Source organism: Rhizobium ecuadorense (assembly GCF_001187535.1).
Lineage (GTDB): Bacteria > Pseudomonadota > Alphaproteobacteria > Rhizobiales > Rhizobiaceae > Rhizobium > Rhizobium ecuadorense.
The window spans coordinates 1-247 of record NZ_LFIO01001723.1 but is presented as its reverse complement, the minus strand read 5'-3'; the positions used below and the strand labels follow the sequence as shown (position 1 = coordinate 247).

The 247-nt window shown below is 55.5% G+C and carries 1 protein-coding gene; it reads right to left on the bottom strand.

Annotated elements, in window-relative coordinates; genetic code table 11:
- Nucleotides 1-153, bottom strand: a 153-nt coding sequence (locus AF337_RS33180) for a nuclear transport factor 2 family protein (protein ID WP_160320412.1), incomplete at its 3' end; no start/stop codon positions are given.
- Nucleotides 154-247: the final 94 nt, after the last annotated feature.

The window sequence follows — 247 nt, the reverse complement described above, 5'->3', positions numbered from 1 at the left end:
GTCGCGCACGGCCTCACGACCATTGATGTGGCCGCCGTCCATGCCATTGGCCCAGGCGACGTCATCGGAAAGGACGGCCAGGACAGCGTCGATGTCTCTGGCGTTGAAGCTGGCATAGATGCGCTTGATCATTTCGACGTCATTGTTGGACATTTCGTTTCCTCAGTGGAGATTGAAACTTTCGCTGGGCGGCATCGAAGCGGCATTGCCTCCTGCCGCGCATCAATATACATACGTACATATGCAT